The organism is Lentzea sp. HUAS12 (assembly GCF_024125735.1).
GTDB lineage: Bacteria > Actinomycetota > Actinomycetes > Mycobacteriales > Pseudonocardiaceae > Lentzea > Lentzea albida.
On record NZ_CP099738.1, the window covers coordinates 5,490,745 to 5,507,744 of the forward strand.

19 protein-coding genes and 1 tRNA gene are annotated in these 17,000 nt (G+C 68.9%); 12 read left to right on the forward strand and 8 right to left on the reverse strand.

Features of this window, described 5'->3' with window-relative positions:
* The first annotated feature begins 4 nt into the window (after window positions 1-4).
* Window positions 5-802 (forward strand): ABC transporter permease, encoded by a 798-nt coding sequence (locus tag ND450_RS24615; RefSeq protein ID WP_253321045.1) that lies wholly within the window; start codon window positions 5-7, stop codon window positions 800-802.
* Here the strand turns inward: ND450_RS24615 and ND450_RS24620 are convergent.
* Window positions 799-2,730, reverse strand: coding sequence for a cytochrome c oxidase assembly protein (locus tag ND450_RS24620; RefSeq protein WP_253321046.1), 1,932 nt, complete (start codon window positions 2,728-2,730; stop codon window positions 799-801). The two genes, ND450_RS24615 and ND450_RS24620, sit on opposite strands and share 4 nt — an antisense overlap.
* A 35-nt stretch (window positions 2,731-2,765) precedes the next feature.
* On the opposite strand from ND450_RS24620, the gene ND450_RS24625 reads away from it, so the two are divergent.
* Window positions 2,766-3,290, forward strand: coding sequence for a hypothetical protein (locus tag ND450_RS24625; protein ID WP_089922171.1), 525 nt, complete (start codon window positions 2,766-2,768; stop codon window positions 3,288-3,290).
* Here the strand turns inward: ND450_RS24625 and ND450_RS24630 are convergent.
* Window positions 3,268-4,431, reverse strand: coding sequence for an MFS transporter (locus ND450_RS24630; protein WP_253321047.1), 1,164 nt, complete (start codon window positions 4,429-4,431; stop codon window positions 3,268-3,270). The two genes, ND450_RS24625 and ND450_RS24630, sit on opposite strands and share 23 nt — an antisense overlap.
* Before the next feature lie 72 nt (window positions 4,432-4,503).
* On the opposite strand from ND450_RS24630, the gene ND450_RS24635 reads away from it, so the two are divergent.
* The gene (locus ND450_RS24635; RefSeq protein ID WP_253321048.1) at window positions 4,504-5,583 is read left to right on the forward strand and encodes a LacI family DNA-binding transcriptional regulator; all 1,080 of its coding nucleotides are present in this window, start codon (window positions 4,504-4,506) and stop codon (window positions 5,581-5,583) included.
* Window positions 5,584-5,712: 129 nt separating this feature from the next.
* A tRNA-Arg gene (locus ND450_RS24640) sits at window positions 5,713-5,785 on the forward strand.
* Between the two features lie 91 nt (window positions 5,786-5,876).
* Here ND450_RS24640 and ND450_RS24645 read toward each other — a convergent pair.
* A complete protein-coding gene (locus tag ND450_RS24645; RefSeq protein ID WP_253321049.1) occupies window positions 5,877-7,460 on the reverse strand; it encodes an HNH endonuclease signature motif containing protein in 1,584 nt (527 codons plus the stop codon).
* Between the two features lie 120 nt (window positions 7,461-7,580).
* Between ND450_RS24645 and ND450_RS24650 the strand changes: the two genes are divergently transcribed.
* A complete protein-coding gene (locus ND450_RS24650) occupies window positions 7,581-7,964 on the forward strand; it encodes a hypothetical protein (protein WP_253321050.1) in 384 nt (127 codons plus the stop codon).
* On the opposite strand, the gene ND450_RS24655 is transcribed toward ND450_RS24650, so the two are convergent.
* Window positions 7,940-8,731 (reverse strand): NAD(P)H-binding protein, encoded by a 792-nt coding sequence (locus ND450_RS24655; RefSeq protein ID WP_253321051.1) that lies wholly within the window; start codon window positions 8,729-8,731, stop codon window positions 7,940-7,942. The two genes, ND450_RS24650 and ND450_RS24655, sit on opposite strands and share 25 nt — an antisense overlap.
* An 87-nt stretch (window positions 8,732-8,818) precedes the next feature.
* Here ND450_RS24655 and ND450_RS24660 point away from each other — a divergent pair, with 87 nt between their 5' ends.
* On the forward strand, window positions 8,819-9,580 hold the full coding sequence (locus ND450_RS24660; protein WP_253321052.1) for an AraC family transcriptional regulator: 762 nt from the start codon (window positions 8,819-8,821) through the stop codon (window positions 9,578-9,580).
* 9 nt (window positions 9,581-9,589) lie between these two features.
* Here ND450_RS24660 and ND450_RS24665 read toward each other — a convergent pair whose 3' ends face one another.
* Window positions 9,590-10,372, reverse strand: a complete 783-nt coding sequence (locus ND450_RS24665) for a DUF3152 domain-containing protein (protein ID WP_253321053.1) — start codon at window positions 10,370-10,372, stop codon at window positions 9,590-9,592.
* 79 nt (window positions 10,373-10,451) lie between these two features.
* On the opposite strand from ND450_RS24665, the gene ND450_RS24670 reads away from it, so the two are divergent.
* Both ND450_RS24670 and ND450_RS24675 read left to right on the forward strand, forming a co-directional pair.
* Window positions 10,452-11,117, forward strand: coding sequence for a response regulator transcription factor (locus ND450_RS24670; RefSeq protein ID WP_253321054.1), 666 nt, complete (start codon window positions 10,452-10,454; stop codon window positions 11,115-11,117).
* On the forward strand, window positions 11,114-12,823 hold the full coding sequence (locus ND450_RS24675) for a cell wall metabolism sensor histidine kinase WalK (protein ID WP_253321055.1): 1,710 nt from the start codon (window positions 11,114-11,116) through the stop codon (window positions 12,821-12,823). Before ND450_RS24670 ends, ND450_RS24675 begins: the two co-directional genes overlap by 4 nt.
* On the opposite strand, the gene ND450_RS24680 is transcribed toward ND450_RS24675, so the two are convergent.
* Window positions 12,807-13,619, reverse strand: a complete 813-nt coding sequence (locus ND450_RS24680) for an NAD(P)/FAD-dependent oxidoreductase (RefSeq protein WP_253321056.1) — start codon at window positions 13,617-13,619, stop codon at window positions 12,807-12,809. The two genes, ND450_RS24675 and ND450_RS24680, sit on opposite strands and share 17 nt — an antisense overlap.
* A 50-nt stretch (window positions 13,620-13,669) precedes the next feature.
* On the opposite strand from ND450_RS24680, the gene ND450_RS24685 reads away from it, so the two are divergent.
* Together ND450_RS24685 and ND450_RS24690 are read left to right on the forward strand one after the other, a co-directional pair.
* Window positions 13,670-14,230, forward strand: a complete 561-nt coding sequence (locus ND450_RS24685; RefSeq protein ID WP_253321057.1) for a cupin domain-containing protein — start codon at window positions 13,670-13,672, stop codon at window positions 14,228-14,230.
* A 7-nt stretch (window positions 14,231-14,237) separates the two neighbouring features.
* On the forward strand, window positions 14,238-14,507 hold the full coding sequence (locus tag ND450_RS24690; RefSeq protein ID WP_089922145.1) for a DUF2277 domain-containing protein: 270 nt from the start codon (window positions 14,238-14,240) through the stop codon (window positions 14,505-14,507).
* On the opposite strand, the gene ND450_RS24695 is transcribed toward ND450_RS24690, so the two are convergent.
* Window positions 14,504-14,719: a hypothetical protein gene (locus ND450_RS24695; RefSeq protein ID WP_253321058.1), complete on the reverse strand. Its 216-nt coding sequence runs from the start codon at window positions 14,717-14,719 to the stop codon at window positions 14,504-14,506. The two genes, ND450_RS24690 and ND450_RS24695, sit on opposite strands and share 4 nt — an antisense overlap.
* Window positions 14,720-15,077: 358 nt before the next feature.
* Here ND450_RS24695 and ND450_RS24700 point away from each other — a divergent pair, with 358 nt between their 5' ends.
* Window positions 15,078-15,728 carry a hypothetical protein gene (locus ND450_RS24700; RefSeq protein ID WP_245786467.1) on the forward strand — a complete coding sequence of 217 codons (651 nt, stop codon included), beginning with the start codon at window positions 15,078-15,080 and terminating at the stop codon, window positions 15,726-15,728.
* Between the two features lie 105 nt (window positions 15,729-15,833).
* The gene (locus ND450_RS24705) at window positions 15,834-16,292 is read left to right on the forward strand and encodes an SMI1/KNR4 family protein (RefSeq protein WP_253321059.1); all 459 of its coding nucleotides are present in this window, start codon (window positions 15,834-15,836) and stop codon (window positions 16,290-16,292) included.
* On the opposite strand, the gene ND450_RS24710 is transcribed toward ND450_RS24705, so the two are convergent.
* Entirely contained in the window at window positions 16,289-16,939 is a 651-nt protein-coding gene (locus ND450_RS24710) for an HNH endonuclease family protein (RefSeq protein WP_253321060.1), read from the reverse strand. The two genes, ND450_RS24705 and ND450_RS24710, sit on opposite strands and share 4 nt — an antisense overlap.
* Window positions 16,940-17,000: the final 61 nt, after the last annotated feature.

Here is a 17,000-nt window from a genome sequence, read left to right on the forward strand (position 1 = left end):
AATCATGGCGACCTTGACCTGGCACGGCAGCAGCTACCCGACCCAAGTCCTCGTACTGACCGGCCGCTCTCTGCGCGCGCTGCTGCGCACGCCCGCACTCGTGTTCTTCAGCATCCTGCAGCCGTTGATCATGCTGACGCTGTTCAGCCAGATCTTCGGCAGCATCACGTCCACGGCGAATTTCCCGCCGGGCATGAGCTACATCAACTTCCTTCTGCCCGCGATCCTCGTGAACACCGCGATGCAGTCCTCTCTCGCGTCCGGCATCGGACTCGTGCAGGACATGTCGAACGGTGTGCTCGCGCGGTTCCGCTCGCTGCCCATCCGCCCGAGCACGGTCCTGCTGGCACGCAACCTCTCCGACGCGGTCCGCACGGCGTTCCAGCTGGTGCTGATGATCGCGTTCGGCGTCCTGGTGTTCGGCTTCCGCCCGGACGGCGGCATGCTCGGCACCCTCGCCGCTCTGGGCCTGGCCCTGGTCGTCGGATGGGCGCTGAGCTGGGTGTTCATCGCGATCGCCGCCTGGGTGCGCAAGGCGGAGCTCATGCAGACCGTCGGTTTCCTGGCGATGTTCCCGCTGATGTTCGCGTCCAGCGCGTTCGTGCCGGTGGGCGGCCTGCCCGGCTGGCTGCAGGCGATCGCGAAGGTCAACCCGCTCACCTACGCGGTCGACGCCGCCCGCAGCCTGGCGCTCGCCCACCCGGTCACCGGTGTGGCCGGCGCGCTGGTCACGAGCGGCGTGATCGCGGCGGTCGGCGCGTTCTTCGCGGTCCGCGGCTTCCGCCGCCCCCTGTCGGTCTAACCCTTCTCGGAGATCTTCCGCAGCATCGCGTTGTAGGCCTCGAGGTCGGCGTCCCCATCGGCGTCGGCCTTGCGGTCGTACCGCTTCGCGTCCCGGCCGTCCTGCCGCGCCCATTGCGTGAGCAGGGCGACCATGACCACCAGCAACGGGATCTCCCCCGCCGCCCACGCGATGCCGCCGCCGAGCCGCTGGTCCTCCAGCAGGTTCTGCACCCACGGCAGCGAGAGGCCGCGGTAGAACTGCTCGCCGATCACGGTCGTGGAGCTCATCAGGATGACGCCGAAGAACGCGTGGAACGGGATCGACGCGAACAACAGCCCCAACCGGCCGAGCGGCGGCAGCTTGTTCGGTGACGGGTCCACGCCGATCACGGGCCAGTAGAAGACGTACCCGGCGAGGATGAAGTGCGCGTTCATCGCGAGGTGCGCCCAGTGGAACGGCAGCGCGGCCTCGAAGAGCCCCGAGAAGTACAGGGCGTAGAACGAGCCGACGAACAGTGCCAGCGCCACGAACGGGTTCGTCAGCAGCCGCGCGACCGGGGAGTGCACGAACGCCAGCACCCACTCCCGCGGCCCCGGCACCTCCTTGTTGACCGGCAGCGCGCGCAACGCCAGCGTGACCGGCCCGCCCAGGACGAACAGGATCGGCGTCAGCATGGAGAGCACCATGTGCGCCTCCATGTGCACGCTGAACATCGCCGGCGAGTACCGGCCCATGCCCGACGACGTCGCGAACAACAGCGAGAAGCAGCCGCAGAGCCACGCGACGGTGCGTCCGACCGGCCACTTGTCGCCGCGCCGGGTCAGCCTGCGCACGCCCAGCACGTAGAGCGCGGCGAGGACCAGCGCCGCGGTGCCGAAGATGAGGTCGAAGCGCCAGTCGAACAGGATGGCCGCGAGCGTCGGCGGCCCGTCGAGGTCGTAGCCGATCGCGATCTCCGTGCGACTGGGCAGCTCGGTGCTGCCGCCGGGCGGGGGCGTGCGGGCGAGCGCCACGGCCAGGCCGATGGTGAACATCATCAGCAGGATCTCGAGGCCGGCCAGCTTGAGCAGGGCGTGCGGCCTGCCGTCGACCACGCCCTTCACGCCGCGTTCGCGCTGGAAGTAGCCGAACACGCCGAGCGCCAGCAGACACGCCAGCTTGCCGAGCGTCAGCCGGCCGTAGGTGGACGTCACCAGGTCTGCCAGCGTGATGCGCACCAGCGCGTTGACCACGCCGGAGACCGCCATGACGATCCAGCAGACCAGCGCGATCTTCGAGAACCTCGTCGCGGCGAGCGGGAGGTGCGCACCGCCACGCCTGCCGTGCGCGAGCAACGCGATCAAGCCACCCACCCAGAGCACCGCGGCGACGAGGTGGAACAACAGGCTGTTCGTCGCCATGTCGTGCGAGCCGCCGGACGACGAGTGGCCCGTGACGGCAACCGGCACCAACGCGAAGATGGCGCCGAACAGCAGGACGGTCGTCCATCCCCACGTGAGCACCAGACGGCACCCCAGTGCGAGCAACGCCACGATGATCGCCGTCAGCAGCCATGCCTTCGACTGCTCCAGCAGCATCGCCGTCGCGATCATCTGGCTGAACGTGAACGAGCTCACCGGCCTGTCGATCGCGGCCGCCGTGGTGAAGGGCACGGACAGCAGTGCACCGACGAGCCACACGAGCGCGAACCACCCGGCGGTGCGCATCGCCGCGTAACCGTCCGCTGCGAGAGTGCCGGACTTCTGCGGTGGCACGAGGAACGCCGCCAGCAGCAACGAGCCGATGGTCACCACCGCACCCGTCTCGGTCAGCACCCGCACGATCTGGACACCGACCGGCGGGTTGCTCTCGAACGAGCTCAGCGCGACGGCCGCGAGGGCGGCCACGGCGAAGCCGATGGCGACGAGGGGCACCAAACCCGTTCTGGTGGAGCGTTCGATTGGCACGCCCCGGAGCCTACGACGCTCTAGTGTTGCCCCGTGTGAGACGTTCTCTCCTCCTGCTGTTCGTGCTGGTCTCGCTGACCGGCTGCGCGTACTCGGTCCAGGGCGACCCGGTCGCGGCCCCGCTGCCGCCGCTCGCCATCGCGACCCCGCGCAAGACCGCCGGCGTCGACCCGTGCGCCCTGGTGACGGAGAAGGACCTCAAGCCGCTCGGCACGCTGAAGTTCCAACCCGTTCCGCGCACCGAGCTCGCGAACTCGTGCCTGTTCACGCTCAACGAGGGCTCGTACGTGATGGTGGCGGTGCCGTACCGGTCGTTCGAGGCGTCGAAGAAGTCGCAGACGGAGGGCCGCGAGGTCGAGACGTCCAAGCACGCCACCTGGCTCAGCTGCACGCGGCCGGGCGCGGGCAAGGACACGGTGTGCACGGCCACCATCGCCGTGACGCGCGACGAGTCGTTGCTGGTGGCCGTCGGCATGAGCGGTGACGCCACCGAGAGCGAGGCGAGCAGGGCGTTGGAGCCGCTCAGGCAGGAAGCGCTCAAACGGATGCCGCCTGCCTAGCCGCCCTCCTGGCCAGCAGGGTCGTCGGAATGATCAGCGCCGTGACGACCGCCACGAACCCGAGGGACACCACGAGAGAGCTGACGTGCGCCAGCCCGCCCACGATCGGCGGACCTGCCAAGAAGCCGCTGTAGGCGATCGTCGTGACCAGCCCGAGCTGCCTCTCCCCACCGCTGCCGTCAGCGCGCTTGCCGGTCTCGCTCGCCAGATCCATGACCACGGGGAACGAGAACGCGAGGCCCAGGCCGGCCAGGCCGAACCCCAGGTACCCGGCCGCCGGGATCGGGACCAGCACCGCGAGCCCCAGGCCCGTCGCGGCGAGGCCACCACCCGCGGCGAGCAGGCCGTGCGGGCCCAGGCGGCGCTGGAACGGTTCGCCGAACCACCGTGCGAGCGCCATCGCGACCGAGAAGCCCGCATAGGTGTACGCGCCCGCCGCGTCGCTCATACCGCGCTCACGCACCATGAACAACGCAGACCAGTCCGCCGCCGCCCCCTCCGCGATGGCACTGCACAGCGCGACGCCCGCCAACAGCCAGAGGACCGGGCTCTTGAGCACGTTCACGTGTTCGGCAGCCTCGTCCCTGTGGCGCTCCCCCACTCCTCCGGGGACGTTCTTCGCGATGAGCACGGCCACCAGTGCACCGACGAGCGCCGCCAGGAGGAAGTGCTTCATGGGCGTCCACTGCGCCTGAGCGGCGGCGGCACTGCCCAACGAGCCGATGAGGCCGCCGACGCTGAACCCCGCGTGGAACTGCGGCATCAACGGCCGCTGCAGACTGCGGACGACGACGACCGCGGCCATGTTCATCGACACGTCCATCGCGGCGATGCTCGCCCCTAGAGCCACAAGCGTCAGTCCGAACTGCAGCGGTGACTCCGACAACGCGAGCACGGGCAGAAGCAGCGGACTGAGGAGGCTGCTAGCTATCAGCACCCAACGCGAGCCGTAGAGCGCACAGACCCGTGCCGCCAACGGCGCCGTGAATGCCAGACCGGCACTAGCCCCGAGCAGCGCCAGGCCGAGGCTGCCGACCTCCGCACCGATCTGTTCGGCGAGCGCGGGCACGCGGGAGGCCCAAGTGCCGAAGACGGCACCGTTCAAGAGGAAGACGACGAACGTGGCCAGACGCGGGGACATGCGATCCAGCATGACTGAAGCGCTTCAGGAGCGCCAGCGGATGCGTTGCGATCTCTCGCATACGATGCGTTCGTGGACTCCGACCGCCGACGCAGGCCGACGCTGGACACCGTCGCCGCGGCCGTCGGGGTCTCCAGGGCAACGGTGTCGAACGCGTACAACCGCCCAGACCAGCTGTCGTCGTCGTTGCGCGAACGCATCCTCGAAACGGCCCGCACCCTCGGCTACGCGGGCCCCGACCCGGTGGCCCGCTCACTAGCGACCCGCTCGTCCGCAGCAGTGGGCTTCATGCTGCCCCAAGGCCTGTCCGGAGCGTTCTCGGACCCGGCGCTGTCGATCGTGCTCGACGGCCTCGCCCAGACCGTCGACGGCCACGACCACAGCCTCGTCCTGATGCCGGGCGACTCGACCGGCGGCCCGCGCCCGTCCATCGTGTCGCGCGCCCAAGCGGACGTGATGGTCGCCTACTCCCTGCCGGACCACGCACCGGCTTTGGACGCAGTGGCCGCCCGAGGCCTGCCGCTAGTGGTGATCGACCAACCGATACTGCCGAACTCCGCACGCGTGGAGGTGCAGGACTACACCGGCACCTCCGCGGCCGCGACACACCTGCTGGAACTGGGCCACACGAGGTTCGGCGTCCTGACGTTCGCGCTACACCCGGACGGCCTAGAGGGACCGGTCTCGCACGAGCGCCGTTCGGCCGTGCCGTTCCGCGTGAGCCGCGACCGCCTGGGCGGCTACCTCGACACTTTGGAAAAAGCAGGGGTGAAACCGGACAATGTTCCGGTGTGGGAGGCGCGCGGCAGTGATCGCGAGTTCGGACGTCTAGGCGCGCGGTGGTTGCTCACCCGCACGCCACGCCCGAGCGCCTTGCTGTGCGCGTCGGACCAACTGGCCTTCGGCGCCCTCCAGGCAGCCCGCGACCTGAGCCTGTCCGTTCCCGCGGACATCTCGGTGGTCGGCTTCGACGACGTCCCCGAAGCGGCCTACAGCGACCCACCGCTGACTACCGTGCGTCAACCCCTGGCCGACAAGGGCCGCAGAGCGGGCGAGCTGGCCCTGAAATTACTGGCCGGCGGAAGACCACCCCGCCCGACGAGACTCGGCGTCTCCCTCGTGGAGAGAGCCTCAACGGCCCCACGGAAGTGATCTGAGTCACGTTTAGACTGTTTTCATCACCCGATTGGACGTAGGGCGGAAACAGTCGATCGACTCCGGACGATGTGTCCGGTGGGGGCACCGGTGGCCACGCGTCGTGGCCGCTTTCGCACCCCTCCAGCCTCTGTAGCTCAGTGGAGAGAGCGAGGGACTTCTAATCCCGAGGTCGCAGGTTCGAATCCTGCCAGGGGCGCTGGAACATGTGGCCGCTGACCTGCGTGAACAGGTCAGCGGCCCTCTTCGTGTCCGGGCACGGGCCACGCCGTGGAGCCATTCGTGGTGCATCAAGACCACGTGGCCGTGACCGCGATGAAGTGGTCGGTGATCGCCTTCTCACAAGGACCGTCAGCGAACTTGGCGCCGTCGAGCGAGGCGTAAGCGGGGTAGTCGCTCAGGGACGAGGCCAGCACGACGCGCCAGGTGGTGGGGTCGACCGCGAGCAGGTCGTTGTCGAACAGCAGATGCACGTCCGCGCGCAGCAACACGCCCTCGGCCGGGTTGTGGGTCTCGTGCTCGGCGAAGTTGCGCAGATGTGCTGCTTGCAGCACCTCGGCCGGACAAGGGCCGGTGATCGCGCAGACGTGGCCGTACCGCTGGATCAGTGCCTTCCGGAAACCGCCTTGGCCGTTGCGCGCCTTCGTCTTGCTCTCACGTCGACCGCCCTTGGGAGCGTTTCCGTCGCCTTCGCCAATGGCGCTGCGCGCTGATTTCACCTTTGCCGCGGTACGGGCCTCAGCCTCCAGTGAGGGCAGTGGCACTGCCACTTGTGCCAGCATCGCTTCGAGCTTGCCGAGTTCCAGAGGTCGGATGGTGCCTTCCCACGCCTCGTCTGCGCAGGCTTCCTTGACCTCGTCCGCAGTAATGGCTCCATCGAGTGCGCGCCAGGTACCGCCGTAGTACGCGACGTACTGCTTAACGGTGATGTGCTTGGTGCTCGGTTCATCGAACTCGTGGTTGCAGCCCTCACGGCGGCACCGGTAACGGGGGCGCTGACTCCCGCGTTCGTCGAACTGTCCGCTCTCGCAGTGAGGGCACACCTCCTGCTGCTTCAGCACACCGTCCTGGCGGTCGATGCGGCTGATCCGGCCGATGCCGAGCACGTCCTCGCTGTCGCAGATGACGATCACATGGCCTTCGCGGACCTGGTGCGCGCGGTGGGCCTCGTCGTCGTACACGTAGCTCGACCCCAGGACGTCCGGGTAGCCGGTGTTGCCGCTGTACTTGCGGTTGTCCTCGGCGGAGAAGAGAGCCCATGCCCTGGGGATGTGCGCAGCACGGATGGCGGCGGCCTGACGGTGCATTGTGATCTCGTCGGCGACGAACTCCTCGACGATGATCTCGTCGAGCGCTCCGCCTCGGGTCTTCTTCTTCGCGTAGTTGGGAAGGCTGGTTTCCAGGTCGTAGAGCTTGCGCTGGACGCTGTTGACCGAACGGAAGCTGTGCCCGCGGTCCTGCGGAGCGTGGAACGGCAGCTGCCGCAGGAGCACCGCGAGTTCCTGCACCGCTGGCTCCTTGGCCTTCTGCGCCACCCTGTTGTTCGAGAACAACTGCGAGCACGCGAGGATCAGCTCCTCGCGCGACCACGGGGGTGGTCGCAGCTCCTTGACCTCGAACCCCAGGCTCTTCAAGATCTCGTTGACGACCTCGTCGTCCGCGACGTCCGATGGATGCAACGGTGCCAGACCGGGCAGGTGGCCGTGAGCGGCGGCTGTGATCACCCGAGAGCCGTACCTGCGTCCGCCGGCAGCGATCACGTAATTGCGCAACCGGTCGAAGCCGTGGTGGTCGCAGAAGTCCGGCAACCCCATCCGGTCGTGCTCCGCCAGCGCCGCACGCACCGCATCAGCGGTGATGTCCCCAAGTCCCACTTGAAGACGATTTCAACCGAACGCCGAGCAAACAGCCGCCAGATGCAGCAATGAAGGAGCACGGCACGGCACGGCGGTGGTCGGCGCACGCCCGAAAGACCCCGGCTGAATAATCGGCACGTGGACAAGACGCGGTTGGGTGTCGGGCTGGTCGTCGGCGTGCTCGTGCTGCAAACGGTGGCGAGCCTGGTCTGGAGCGCCGACGCAACGCTGACCGGCATCGCCCTCGCCTTCAACGCCGTGGCCGCGGTGTCCACCTTCCTCTTCGTCAAGCGGGGCGGCACGGCCGCCTGGGCGGTGGCCGGGTGGTGTGCCGGGTTCTTCGGGTGGCACGTGCTCGGGCTCGGTGAGCTGGCCGGCTGGTGGACGACCGGGCTGGAGGCCGCGTTCATGGTCGGCGGCGGGTACCAGGTGTCGGTCGTCTACCAGGCGGTGCTGGCGACGGCGGCCGGGTTCGCCGTGCACCTGTTGTTGCCTCGTCAGCGCCAGGTGTCCGAGACGTAGGTGTCGAAGCTGGTGGCCGGGCGGCCGAGGAGGCGGGCGATGTCGTCTGTCGGGGTGGCCAGGATGCCTGCTCGCATTGCGTCGTAGAGCGCGTTGAGTTCTGTCGCCACCTCTTCTGGGAGGCCTTCTGCCAGGAGGTACGAGCGGTACTCGGCCGGGGTCAGGCGGGTCAGGGTCTTGCGGTGGCCCGTGGCGGCGGAGATCTTGGCGACGGCCTCGTCGAAGGTCAGGGCTTGCGGGCCGCTCAGGTCGTAGGTCTGGCCGTGGTGGTCGTCCGTGGTGAGGGCGAGGGTTGCCACCTCGGCGATGTCGCGGACGTCCACGAACGGTTCCGGAGTGTCGTCGACCGGGAGGGCCAGGTCGTCCGCGGTCCAGGCCTCTTCGGAGAAGTTCTGGCTGAAGTTGTTGGCCCGCAGGATGGTCCACGGGGTGGTGCCGGTTCGGAGGGCTGCCTCGGCGGCGTGCATGCCTGGTGCGAAGGTCGTGGGGACCTGGTCCAGGGAACGGCCGGAGAGCAGGACCAGGCGGCGTACGCCCGCGGTCGTGGCCAGGTCCGTGAACTGTGCCGCGTGCGCCGGGTCTTGTGGGGCGATCAGGTACACGGCGGTGACCTCGTGGAGGAACTGCTTCCACGTCGTCGGGTCGTTCCAGTCGAAGCCGGTGGCGCGGGACGCCTTGCGCGGCGTCACCCCTGCGGCCTCGAGGGAGTCGACCACGCGGCGGCCCGTCTTGCCCGTTGCGCCCAGAACCAGGATGTCGTCTGTCATGAGGCCAGCCAACCGCGAGGGCCGCGAAGGCGACATGGGCGAGAGTTCATCGATGATGTTCGATCGTTCGGGCCGTATCTTGGAGGCATGGAGCCGTTCGACGAGCTGTTGCGGGGGATGCGGGCGGATGGGGCCGGGGTGCGCCGGACCGAGGTGTCGGGGTCGGAGGTGTTCGGCGGGCTCACCCTGTGCGCGGTGACGGCCGGGGAGGTGCGGGCCGCGGACGTGGTCGCGCGGGCCGGTGACGTGCTGGTGGTGCAGGGATCCGTCGCGGTGCTGGGGGACGCGACGATGATCAGTGGCACGTACGACGTCATGGGGTCGGTGGCGCGCAAGCTCACCGAGATCCTGCCCGCGGCGCTCGTGGCGCCCGGCGAGGACGGGTGCGCGGAGTTCTACGACTCCATCGGCACGGGCGGGCCGGCTGTGGTGGCGGACCGGTTGCTGGACTGGCTGATGGTCTGCTCGCTCAAGGAGTGGTTCGACCGCGAGCACGGGGACGGGTGGCTGGGCGCTCAGGCCGACGCGGTGGTCGGGCCGGCGCTGAAGGCGATGCACGCCCATCCCGAACGGCCCTGGACGCTCGCGTTGCTGGCTCGGGAGGCCGGGGTGGCGCGGACGACGCTGGCCAGCAGGTTCGCCAAGCTGGTCGGGGTGCCGCCGCTGACGTACCTGACGGAGTGGCGGATGGCCGTGGCGGCCGATCTGCTGGCCGAGTCGTCGGCGACGGTGGCGTCGGTGGCGCGCAAGGTCGGGTACGCGGACGCGTTCGGGTTCAGCGCCGCGTTCAAGCGCGTGCACGGGTTCAGCCCGAGCGAATGTCGCAGCCGGTGCGCCGTGAGCGCGTGACGCGGCGGCTCACGGGTATGGCCAACCATTGGGCGTGCACACCTTCCCGTCCTGCGGGATGACCGCGCCCTGCGGCACGCCCTGCGTGATGCGCACGATCTCGTCGTTGGACACGCTGAACGTCTGCTGCATCATCACCGGCGCCGGACCACCCGCCACGCCGCACGGCGCGTGGCCCTGCCCGAACGCGTGCCCGACCTCGTGGTTGACCATGTACGTCCGGTAGGCGGTCAGGTCCGGCAGGAACGCGACCGCGCCGCGGAACCAGCGGGCGGCGCTCAGGAACACGAAGTTGCCGTCACGGCACGAGACGTCGACCGGGATCTCGAACCCGCACACGGAACGCGCTGTCTGCTGCGACGTGAGCCGGATGCGCACCGACGCGGCGCCGGACACGCGTTGCACCGAGCGCGCGCCACGGGCCGTCCAGCCGCGCGGGTCCGTGAGTGTGGCGTCCACGAACGCCGCGAACGCCTGTTCGTCGACCGTGATGCCGTTTTCGACCTCGACGGCGTAGGTGCGCAACGGGCCTGTGCCGACGACCGGGCCGTTGCCCGGGACCACGTGGAACGTGCCCGCGCCGGCCACCGGGAACTCCGGGCCGTCCGGCAGGTCCGAGCTGGACGCGTACACCCGAACCGGCGGCGCTGGCGAGACCGGGACGGGCTCCGGGGACGACGTGGTGGTGGTGGTGGTCGGCGCGGCCGCGGGAGCTGTTTCGCCTGCCAGCTGGGTCGTCGTGAGCAGCAGGGCCGTCAGGCCGACGGCCGCCAGGGCGAGGTGCACCTTCATGACGGCAACGCTCGCCGGAACTGATGAAGAACCTGTTTGCGTTCCGCTTGGCTGTCGTGAAGAGCTGCATACTCGCTCTGTGTGTGCCCACATCCTCGTCGCCGAGGACAACGTCCACCAGGCCGAACTCGTGCGCCGGTACCTCCAGCACGACGGGCATTCGGTGGTGGTCGTCCACGACGGACGCGCGGCGATCGACGAGACCCGGCGGCGCAACCCCGACCTGCTGGTCCTCGACGTCATGATGCCGCTGGTCGACGGCATCGACGTGGTGCGCGCCGTCCGCGCCGAGTCCGACGTGCCGATCGTGCTGCTCACCGCGCGGTCCACCGAGGACGACGTGCTGCTCGGGTTCGACCTCGGCGCCGACGACTACATCACCAAGCCGTTCCGGCCGCGGCAGATGGTGGCGCGCGTGCGCACGATCCTGCGGCGTACCGGCCGTGCGCGCGAGACGAACGCCACGGTGCTGAAGGTCGGGGATTTGACCGTCGACCCGATCCGTCACGAAGTGCGCATCAACGACGAGCTGGTGAGCCTCACGCCCGCGGAGTTCCGCCTGCTGGCCAAGATGGCCGCACAGCCGCAACGGGTGTTCACGCGCGAACAGCTGCTGGAGGACGGGTTCATCACCGCGCGCACGGTCGACGTGCACATGATGAAGCTGCGCCGCAAGATCGAGCAGGACTCGCGCCGGCCGGAACGCCTCCTCACCGTCTACGGCATCGGGTACAAGCTCGTATGAGAAGCCTCCTCGTCCGGTTCTTCCTGTTCTCCCTGGTGATCGCGGCCTGCTCGATCGCCGTCACGGCGTGGCTCGCGAGCCAGGCGACGACCGGCGCGATCCGGCAGGAGCAGGGCGAGGCGCTCGAGACCGATGCCGCGATCGTCGACGAACTGGTGGGGTACGCGGCGACCCACCAGGACTGGTCGGGCGCGAAGGGCACGGCGGACGAGATCGCGCGGAAGTACGACCGGCGCATCGCGCTGGCCGACCACACCGGCAGGAAGCTCGTCGACACCGGCGACGAGAACTCGCCGCAGCTTCCCATCACCCCCAGAGCGGTCGTCGACCCGTTGAACGTCAACGGCAAGATCGACCGGCGGGCGGTCGGACCGTTCAAGCTGACCGACGAGGAGCACCGGCTCCTGCACGCCTATTCGGCGCAGCTCAGCGAATGCAACCGCTACATCACCATCGTGGACGCACCGAACGGCAGGCCGCGGCTCTCCAACGACCAGCCCGGCAACCTGTCGAAGTGGGAGGACTGCACGGTCGGCGACCGGCTCTACACCCTCACGGCCACGGAGACCGCCGCGTACGAGGAACTGCAGGCGTTGTTCACCAAGTGCCTCGCCGCGCAGAAGGGTGAACCGTCCATCGTGGACAAGCCGCCGAGCAGGGTGATGCTCGACTGGGACGTCCTGATGGTCCGCGACTCCCCACCGGACGTGGTGAGCTGCATGGACACCGCGCGCCGCGAGCAGCTCCAGCCGTACGTCGCCGAGCCGGTGCAGCTGTTCCTCACGCAGGTGACGGGCGACGAGCCCCGGCCGATCGACCTGTCGACGACCGGTGCGACCCGGATCACGCTGGTGGCGCTGGGAATCCTCGCGATCGCAGGCTTCGCGTCGTGGGTCACCGCGACACAGCTCGTACGGCCTATCCGCGCACTCACGGCTGCTACCAAGCGCACGGCGGAAGGCGACCGCACGGCACGGGTCGACGGCGGTGCCGGGGAGATCGGCGAGCTGGCCAAGTCGTTCAACGCCATGTCGGAGAAGCTCGCCGAGACCGAACGGCAGCGACAGGCGATGGTCAGCGACGTGGCCCACGAGCTGCGCACGCCGCTGGGCAACATCACCGGCTGGCTGGAGGCGACGCAGGACGGGCTGGCCGAGCCGGACCCGCACCTGATCGGCATGCTGCTGGAGGAATCCCTCCTGCTGCAACGACTCGTCGACGACCTGCACGACCTCGCCCAGGCCGACGCGGGCACGCTGCGGCTGCACCCCGAGCCGATCGCGCTCGACGACGTCGTGGAGCAGGTCGTCACCGCGCAGCAGAACCGCGAGGTCCTGCTGCGCGCCGAGACCACGCCGGTGCACATCACCGCGGACCCGGTGCGGCTGCGGCAGGCGCTCGGCAACCTCGTCGCGAACGCCGTCCGCTACACCGCGCCCGGAGGCGAGGTCGTCGTGAAGCTGTTCCGGGAGCAGGACAACGCGGTCCTGGAGGTCACCGACACCGGAAGCGGCATCGCGCCCGAGGACGTGCCGCACGTGTTCGACCGGTTCTGGCGGGCCGACAAGTCCCGCAGCCGTCGCACGGGCGGCAGCGGGCTCGGACTCGCGATCACGCGGCACCTCGTGGAGGCGCACGGTGGCACGCTGTCGGTGACCAGCGCACTCGGTGAGGGCTCCACGTTCCGGATCAGCCTGCCGGCATGAGCCCCAGCAGGTCCACGTTGATCATCCCGGCCGCCTGGGCGCCCTGGGCGGCGGCGACGATCACGATGGCCGCGGGGTCCGTGACGTTGCCTGCCGCGTAGACGCCGGGAACGCTCGTGCGGCCCCTCGCGTCCGTGCGCACGAACGGGCCCATCATCGTTTCCTCGGTTTCGGCGCCCAACGCCAGGAGGAACTCGTCACGCGGCTTGACCGGTGCGGAGTACACGAGCGCATCGGCCGGCACGCGCTCGCCGTTCGAGATCACCGCGACCAGCCTGTCGTCCACGACCTCGATGCCGTCGACGGACGGGACGTGCGTGACGTCGTCCGACCACTGCCGGACCAGCGCCACCTTCATCTCCTCGCCGAACACCACCAGCTTCTGGTCGCGGACCTCGTAACCGTGGCAGTACGGGCAGCTGAAGACGTCACGGCCCCAGCGGGCGCGCAGGACCTCCGGCACCTCGTCGACCAGGCCGGTCGCGAACAGCAGGCGCTGGGCGTGCACGGTTCGTCCGGAGAGCTCGACGGCGAACCCGTCATCGGTCTTGGTCACGCCGCGCACCTCGTCGTTGACGATCTCGCCGCCGTATCCTTCGACCTCGGCCCGTCCGTGCTTGAGCAGCTCCAACGGCGAAAGGCCGTCGCGAGAGAGGTAGTTGTGCATGTGCGCGGCCGGCGCGTTGCGCGGCTCGGCACCGTCGACCACGAGCACGCTGCGGCGCGCCCTGGTCAGCATCAGGGCGGCGCTCAGCCCGGCCGCTCCCCCACCAATGATCACCACTTCGTACGTCATGGTTCGAGGGTGCGGTCGACAGTCCAGTTTTGGCAAAGTAAGTTGCCATTATGGCAACAACCGTGGGGCAACGGCTCGCCGCGCTGCGAGCGGAGCACGACCTGACGCTGGCGGCGTTGTCCGAGATGACGGGCATCTCCAAGTCGACGCTGTCGCGCCTCGAGACCGACCAGCGCAAGCCGACGCTGGAGCTGCTGATGCCGTTGTCGCGGACCTACCAGGTGACCCTGGACGACCTGGTCGGCGCGCCCGAGGTGGGTGATCCGCGCGTCGTGATGAAGCCGCGCGAACTGGGTCACGGCCGTGTCGGCATCCCGCTGACCAGGTCGATCGGTCCGCTGCAGGCGTGGAAGATGATCATCACCGACTCCGACCTGCAAGAACCGCGCGTGCACGAGGGGTACGAGTGGTTCTACGTGCTGAGCGGGCGGATCCGGCTGCGCCTGGGCGACCAGGAGGTCGTGCTGCGCGCGGGTGAGGTGGCCGAGTTCGACTGCCGGCAGCCGCACAGCTTCAGCAGCGCGGACGGGCGGCCGGCCGAGATCCTCAGCCTGTTCGGCAAGCAGGGAGAACGCATCCACACCCGCGCGGCGCCGCCCAGCAGGTCATAGTGGAGGCATGTGCCGAAACATCCGGGTGCTCCACAACTTCGAACCGCCCGCCACGTCCGACGAGGTGCAGGCCGCGGCGCTGCAGTACGTGCGGAAGGTGGGCGGGTCGACCAAGCCGTCGGCGGTGAACCAGGCGGCGTTCGACAAGGCGGTCGCGGCCGTGGCGGCGGCGACGCAGGAACTGCTCGACGCGCTGGTCACGACGGCGCCGCCGAAGGACCGCGAGGTCGAGGCGGCGAAGGCCAAAGCGCGTTCGGCGGAGCGCTACGGGCGCTAGTTGCTCTCGCGGGTGTCGAGGTACATGCAGATCAGCTTGGCCGCGACGCCCGCGGAGCCGACGATGAAGGCCTGGTCGGGGCCGAGGGTCACGGCGATCGCCCACAGCAGCAGCGCGATCAGCACGAGGATCACGGTCACCTGGACCGCGTGCGGCCAGGTGGCGGGGTGGGCCGGCCATCTCGCCGGCTGCCACGACTGCGGAACCTCCACGTCACCCGCTCTATCGGGTGAACGCTCCGCTTTGACCGCCATCGTGCTCCCTCGCCGAAACTCTTCCTGACGAAGTCCATTCTTCCGTGTTGATCTTCTACGGAGTGTTACAGCCGCTGGTCTTGCGGTGAGCGTTCGGTGAGCGTCGGCGAACGGCAGACGAACGGTCATGTCCGTGATCGGTTGCCGGTTCGTCACGGTCCGTTCACCGATTGCGATCGAGGTCGCAACTCTATGTGTCACCTAATCGAGTGATTGTTCAACATTCCGTGACGGTTGGACCGTTCGGAGCAGCCCCGTTTTTGTCGGACCCCTCGGATAACGTCAGGTGAAGCTCGCGGTACGAGGGGAGAAAACGTTGCCGGACAACAACGTCAGCGTCACCGCACTGTCGTTCACCGAGTACGTCATGAGCGGTCAGCGTGGACGCATCAACATCGTGTCGGAACAGCGGGGGATGTACCTGGCCTCGGACACCAGGGTCTGCGGGTTCTACAACCCGATCCGCGACGCCATGCGACGAGCGGTCAACTCGACCGAACCGGAGATCGAGCTCAAGAAGGCGGTCCAGAACGCCAACCGCACGGGCCAGCCGCGGGCGTTCGAGGAGATCGCCGACGGCTTCCTGCCCTGGCTGACGTCGTTCAAGGCGACCGGCGTGCCCGTGGAGGGGGCCACCTACCGCGCCGGTGAGCTCACGTTGAAGGTGCGGCCGCACCTGGGGCTGCGCAAGAAGGACGGCACGACGTACGCGGTGCTCGTGCACACCAAGGAGGTGCCGCTGACCAGGGAGGCGGCCAACGTCGGGCTGCGGATCCTGCAGCACACGGTCGCGGACACGCTGCCGGGCGCCGTCCCGATGGTGCTCGACGCGCGGCGCGGCAAGGCGTACCAGATGCCGGCGCGCACGAACCTCGGCAAGCTCGACGTGCTGATCGCGGCCGAGGCGATGGGGTACGTGACGCACTGGAAGCTGTCCGGCCTGTTCGAGTCCGTCCAGGTCGGATAGGGGGAAACCGGCCTGTCGTGGGGACTGGCCGGGCGAGAGGGATGGCGATGCGGCCCGCCTGGGGGGTCGGGCCGTGTCGCACAACCCGCACACGAGGGAGAAGAGTTGCCGGGGAGCGCGGACCTGCTCAGGTTGCTCGGGCAGGAGCCGAAGGGTGTGCCCGGACAGTTGTGGGCGGAGGCCGAGGAGCACCTGGGGCTCGTGTTCCCCGGCGACTACAAGGAGTTGATGTCCGCGCTGGGCAACGGCGTCTTCGACCACGTCGTCGAGGTGGTCTCGCCCATCGCGGACGACGAGTCGCTAGACGACTACCTGAGCGCCCTGCACGAGGCACCGGACGGTCTCGTCCCGTGGGGCACGGCGGACAGGGGCGTCACCTTCTTCTGGCGCGCCGACGGTGAGCCGGACCAGTGGACGATCGCCTTGTGCGACGCCGAGTTCTCCAGCTGGGAAGAGCACGACGGACCGGTGAGCGCGTTCCTGCTCGACCTGCTCACCGGCGGGTTCCGCAGCGGGCTCCTCGACTTCACGCCCACCCGGAACCCGGGGTTCTGGCCGGGCTAACAGGTCTTGAGCAACACGGCCAGCGCGTCGTGCTCGGCCTGGTCGACGGTCAGCTTGTAGGTGATCTTCACGGCGATCCAGTGCTGCGCGTACGTGCACCCGTACGCCGCGACCGGCGGCTTCCACTTCGCCGGGTCCTGGTCGCCCTTGCTGCGGTTGGACTTCGCGGTCACGGCGAGCAGCTGGATGCCGCCGAGGTCGTTGGCGAACGCCTTGCGCTCGTCGTCGGTCCACTTGTCGGCGCCGGAACGCCACGCCTCGGCCAGCGGGACGGTGTGGTCGATGTCGACCTCGCCGGCCTCCTTGATCACCACGCCGTCGTAGACGCTGTTCCAGGTGCCGGAGACGGCCTTGCAGTCCTTGTCGGTCTTGACGTCGGTGCCCTGCTTCTGCAGCACGATCTCCCTGGTGTCGCAGGAGTTCCCCTGCGAGGCCCAGTGGGGGAAGCGGTCGCGGCTGTAGCCAGCCATCTTGCCCTCCGGCGCGATCACCAAGGCGCCCAGATCGGACGAACCGGCCGGAGCGGAACCGGTGGGCACGGGCGGCGTGGGCGGGTTCTCCTGGGAGGACTGGAGATTCGTGAGGTACCAACCCAACGCCACGAGCAGCACGAAGACCACCAGTGACGTCACCGCCGCGCGATTCATGCGGCAATGATCGACCATGCGGATCACGAGCCGGTCACCCGGCCCGTGTTCCGCGTGTCGT